Annotated in this window: 3 protein-coding genes; 1 reads left to right on the forward strand and 2 read right to left on the reverse strand. The window is 49.5% G+C overall.

Annotated features, from left to right (window positions below; translation table 11 throughout):
- The coding region (locus ACOJS8_RS23680; RefSeq protein ID WP_420151033.1) for a SusC/RagA family TonB-linked outer membrane protein at nt 1-1,524 on the reverse strand (1,524 nt) is incomplete at its 3' end.
- A gap of 245 nt (nt 1,525-1,769) precedes the next feature.
- On the opposite strand from ACOJS8_RS23680, the gene ACOJS8_RS23685 reads away from it, so the two are divergent.
- Nucleotides 1,770-3,656 (forward strand): heparinase II/III domain-containing protein, encoded by a 1,887-nt coding sequence (locus ACOJS8_RS23685; protein WP_420151034.1) that lies wholly within the window; start codon nt 1,770-1,772, stop codon nt 3,654-3,656.
- A gap of 56 nt (nt 3,657-3,712) precedes the next feature.
- Here the strand turns inward: ACOJS8_RS23685 and ACOJS8_RS23690 are convergent, their stop codons facing one another.
- Nucleotides 3,713-5,215, reverse strand: a complete 1,503-nt coding sequence (locus tag ACOJS8_RS23690) for a sulfatase (protein ID WP_420151035.1) — start codon at nt 5,213-5,215, stop codon at nt 3,713-3,715.
- Between the last annotated feature and the right edge of the window lie 228 nt (nt 5,216-5,443).

Below are 5,443 nucleotides of genomic sequence, written 5' to 3' on the forward strand. Positions count from 1 at the left end.
GGCGAAAATCTGCCTGTTGGCAGGTCGGTACTGCACGCCAGCAACAGCCCGTAATGTCAGTCCTTTCACGAAATTAGCTGCCTGTAGATTGGCTACCCCGTCGAACTGGCGCTTATTTTGATTGTTATAACCGCCTGATTCCAGAATACCATAGGCTGTAGCAGCCGAACCAGCTCCGTTGTAGCGGCCCTCAGGTGTAAAAAACGGCGTTCTTGTTCGCAATCGATATACCTGATAAAGCAGCCCTTCCCCATCGACCCCAGCCGATGACTGCTGAATACGTTCGAGCGTATAGGAAAGGCGTGTGTCAAGCGTGAGATGTTTGGTTAGCTGAGCCCCCAGATTTAAACGCAAGTTGTACCGTTTGGCATTATCGGGGCCAATCTTAAAGACACCCTGCTTATCGTAGTATCCAGCCGACAACATAAAATTGACCTTGTCCGATCCGCCACGAGCGGTGAAGTTATGCGTCTTCATCGACGTGTATTTACGTAGCAACTGATCGGCCAGTGATTGCTGATTGTAATACAGATATGTACCCGTGTCAGCCGGATTCACTACGTAAGGAATCCCCTCCCGAATCCGTTTCAGGTCATCATCGTTATACTCAGGCGCACTACCCGAGTTTGCCCGAGCCAGGTTTGAGAACAGAGCTTCGTCCAGCAAACTCATGCGGCCCGGCACGTTAATCGCCCAGTCGGTACCGTACTGCGCCAGATAGTCGAACGTTACTTTTCCCGCTTTTCCTTTTTTGGTCGTAATCAAAACAACGCCCCCCGCAGCCTGAGCACCGTAGATAGCCGCTGCAGCTGCATCTTTCAGTACGCTGATGTTTTCAACGTCATTCGGATTGAGCGTGTTCATCGTTTCAATAGGTACACTCACCCCGTCCAGCAGCACCAGCGGATCGACATTACCATTAGCCGACGTAACGCCCCGAATCTGAAGCCGAACTCCTCCTGCCCCCGGCTGACCGCTCTGGCGAGTGATTGTCAGCCCGGGCGTTACGCCCTGTAAAGCGTTAGCTAACGTAGCAGTTGGACGGTATTCAAGCGCTTTCGAATCGACGGTGGAAACGGCGCCGGTCAGGTTAACTTTTTTCTGCGTACCGTAACCCACAACCACTACTTCTTCCAGCGCTTTATCGTCATTCTGCAACCGGACATTAACCACCTCCCGATCGTTCACCTCGATCTCCTGCCTGACGTACCCTACGAAACTAACAATCAGTACTGCTTTCCCATTTGGCACGTTTAGTTTGAATTGCCCATTCGCGTCGGTTGTCGTACCGCGGGTTGTGCCCTTTACAACCACGCTGACACCCGGCAAGCCATCGCCCTTCTCATCAGTAATTTTCCCCGAAACGGGCTGATCGGCCCAGACATGCCTACCCACTTTGGACAACGACTCCGGCATGGCCGCTTCCGCAAGCCCTACTCCGCAACTCATGAGCAGTCCCATTTGCAGACAAGCCATTTGCCAGGTATACGTAAGCCCTCGCATGAACAGTAGTTTTTTCTTCATTGAGCAATTGTTTTAAGAATAAAAAATATGTTTATCTCATCCATCTTATCTGATCATTCAGATCAATTCCAGCGCCTAAATAGTGTCAGAAGCTAGTTAAAGTCACTTTTTACTGGTAATAGTTATAGATTAATTCGATAAAAAGGCTTGCCAGGGACAAGAAATTAGGGCCTACGATGCATGCATGGGTAGCTCTGTACAACAAGTAACTTATTGTGTTATTGCGCGCTCACTTTTCCAGGCCTATGCTGTCAAATAAAGAATTCTGTCTCGTCTTTCTGCTGCTAATTCACCTGCCTGTTTTTGCTCAAACAGATCGTGTCGTCACATTAGCCAAAATCCCCGATCACCCGCGAATTCTGCTGATGAAAGGCGAAGAAAAATTCATTCAACGCACTATTGACGCCGATAAAGCGTGGGCACAGATGAACCAGACAATCCTGACTGAGTGCGACAACCTGCTTAACGTAGCACCACTGGAACGGATTCAGATTGGGCGTCGGTTGCTCAGTACGTCCCGCGAGGCACTACGTCGCCTTTTTTTTCTGTCGTATGCCTGGCGAATGACCAACCAGGAAAAGTATTTGAAACGGGCCGAGAATGAGTTGCTGGCCGTCAGTACCTTCACCGACTGGAATCCGTCGCACTTTCTGGACGTAGCCGAAATGACAATGGCCGTTTCCATTGGTTACGATTGGCTTTACAGCGGCTTATCGGTACCATCGCGCGCTACGGTTAAAGAGGCTATTCTAAAAAAAGGAATTGAACCGTCGCTGGAGCCAAAGTACAGCAGCTGGCTCCGGAGTACCAACAACTGGAATCAGGTTTGTAACGCCGGAATGTCGTACGGCGCGATGGCAATTTACGAAGATCAGCCCGAGCTGGCGAAGCAGGTTATCAACCGCGCTATCGAAACCGTTACGTTGCCCATGGGCGAATACAGTCCAGCGGGTGCTTACCCGGAAGGTTACAGCTATTGGGATTACGGAACGAGTTTTAACGTCATGCTGATCAGTGCGCTGGAAAAGCTGTTTGGCAATGATTTCGGTCTTTCGCAAAAACCCGGTTTTCTGAAAACAGCAGGTTACCTGGCAAACATGACCGGCCCTACCGGTTATCCGTTCAACTACTCAGATGCGGGTCCAAACGCCGAGCTGCAACCGGCTATGTTCTGGTTTTCACAGAAACTGAACGATCCTTCCTTGCTTTGGGTCGAGCGCGACCATCTGCTCAACGGCTCTCCAAAACAGCACACCAAAATCCGACTGCTTCCGGCCATTATGCTCTGGAGCAACGGCCTTAAAACGAACCAGATGACAAAGCCAAAAGCAACCGTCTGGGTAGGTGAAGGACGTAGCCCGGTGGCACTTATGCGCACCTCATGGACTGATCCGAACGCTATTTTTGTTGGATTAAAAGCGGGCAGTCCGTCGGTCAGTCACGCGCATATGGATGTCGGGTCATTCATCATGGAGGCCGACGGTGTGCGCTGGGCTATGGATTTCGGCATGCAGAACTACGAATCGCTGGAATCCAAAAAAGTGGATTTATGGAATATGAAGCAGAATTCGCAACGCTGGCAGGTGTTTCGCTACAACAATTTTGCGCATAACACACTCGCTATCAACAACGGACTACAGAACGTAACAGGAAAAGCGACCATTACGCGCTACGGCACAGCTACGAATTTCATGAATGCCACTACCGATCTGACCAACCTGTACAGCGAAGCCCTCGCCAAAGCAAACCGGGGTGTAGCCATTATCAATCAATCCGTTGTTGCGGTTCGGGACGAAGTGGAAACGCCAACGGCAGCAAACGAAACAACCGTTCGCTGGACGATGCTTACGCCAGCAACGGTAAAACTGATTGGAAACAACAAGGCAGAACTCACTAAAGACGGCAAAAAATTGATCCTGTTCGTTCAGGAACCCGCACAGATTGATCTACAAACCTGGTCGACCGAGCCAGAACATGATTACGATGCGCCCAATCCAGGAACGGTACGTATCGGTTTCGAAGTGAAGCTACCTGCCAATGCCAAAGCACCGATTACGGTACTGCTTATCCCGGAATCGTCGATCTCAAAACCCATTCCCCCTATACAACCCCTGGCACAGTGGCCACGCTAACATTTCAAAATAAGCATTTTGGGTGCCGGAAGCGCATCCTGAAAAATCCTGCTACGTTATAGTTTTCCAGCTAATAATTTCAGAGCCTCGTCGTCTTTGTACTGTTCGATCTGTTTCCTGAGTTTCATCTTCAGATCAGCGGTGACTGCTTCATAGCCCTTCTGCCCGTAGCGATTATGAATTTGCTGCGGATCTTTTTTCAGATCGTACAACTCCCAGAAATCTTTGGGACCGTAGAAACGTACCAGCGTGTACTGCTCCGTTCGTAAACCAAAATGCGGGTAAACGTGATGCGGCACCGGATACTCGTAATAGTGGTAGTACGCTTCTTTTCGCCAGGGTGTCTTCTCCCCTTTCAGCAACGGCAGGAACGATACGCCCTGAACCTCTTTCGGAACCGGCACCCCGGCGATGTTCAGCAACGTAGGTGCCCAGTCGATGTTCGAAACCAGTTGGTTAATCTGGGTACGGGGCTTAATGACGCCTGGATAACGGATCACAAACGGTGTTTTCAGCGATTCTTCGTAAATAAACCGTTTGTCGAACCAGCCGTGTTCGCCCATGTAAAAGCCCTGATCCGAGGCATAAATCACAACGGTATTTTTAGCTAAATCATTCTTATCCAGATAATTCAACAACTCACCAATGTTCCGGTCCAGCGAATTCGCGGTAGCCAGATAATCTTTTAGATAACGCTGATATTTCCACTCGACCAGGGCTTTTCCCGTCAGTTTTTTCGCGTCGAACTCCTTACTTATTTTGTTCTCGTAATAATCGTAGAACGGTTTCTTCTGTTCGGGCGAAAAGCGATTATAAATGCCACTGTTCACGTAATCGGCATGAACTTTCAGGTCTTCCTTCAGGCGCATGGTTTTGTCGATGGTCATGTCCTGATCACGGGCCGCTTCTCGTCCGTTATAATCGTCGTAAAACGTAGCGGGTATGGGAAACGTTACGTTGTCGTAAGCGCCCAGGTCGGGCAAATCAGGCAACCATTCGCGGTGCGTCGCTTTCTGACCGACAACCAGAAAAAATGGTTTCGACGCATCGCGCTGATTTAGCCAGTCCAGCGAGAGTTTGGTCGTTACGTTGGTAACGTAGCCGGGATACCGCACCGTATCTCGCTTTGAATTGACAAAATCCGGATTGTAATACTGACCCTGCCCCGGCAATACGTTGAGGTAATCAAATCCGTTTGGTAACGATCCAAGGTGCATTTTACCAATCCAGGCTGTCTGATAGCCATTTTTTTGTAATTCCTCGGGAAAGACGGGCTGGTTTACATTGAAGACTTTTTCGTTGAGTTTGTAGCCGTTCAGGTGACTGAATTTGCCGGTGAGCAACGTAGCGCGGCTGGGCCCGCAAATGGAATTGGTCACTACGTTGTTGTACAGAATAGCTCCTTCGTTCGCAATCCGATCAATATTGGGCGTTTTGGCTAGTTTGCTACCGTAAGCGCTAATGGCCTGATAGGCATGATCGTCGGAGAAAATGACAATAATGTTGGGCCTGGCCATCGTAGTGGGTACGGCATTCCGGCGGCTGGTTAGCGTCACCATTTCTCTTTTTTCGAACGTATCGCCCGAGGTTGTCAGCAATAACGTACTGGCTATGCTGAGTCCAGCCAACGTACTGGCAATCCATTTCAATGCCATAAATCAGTAGAGTTTTCCTGAGTCAAAGTAACTTATTTTCTGAATCTAACTTCTGCATCGGGCAACGACACAATCATACGTAGCAAGTGAGTAGATCACTCCGTTAGAAAGCCACGTTCTACGGTCACCGCT

The sequence above is a fragment of the Spirosoma sp. genome (assembly GCF_048594605.1).
Taxonomy (GTDB): domain Bacteria; phylum Bacteroidota; class Bacteroidia; order Cytophagales; family Spirosomataceae; genus Spirosoma.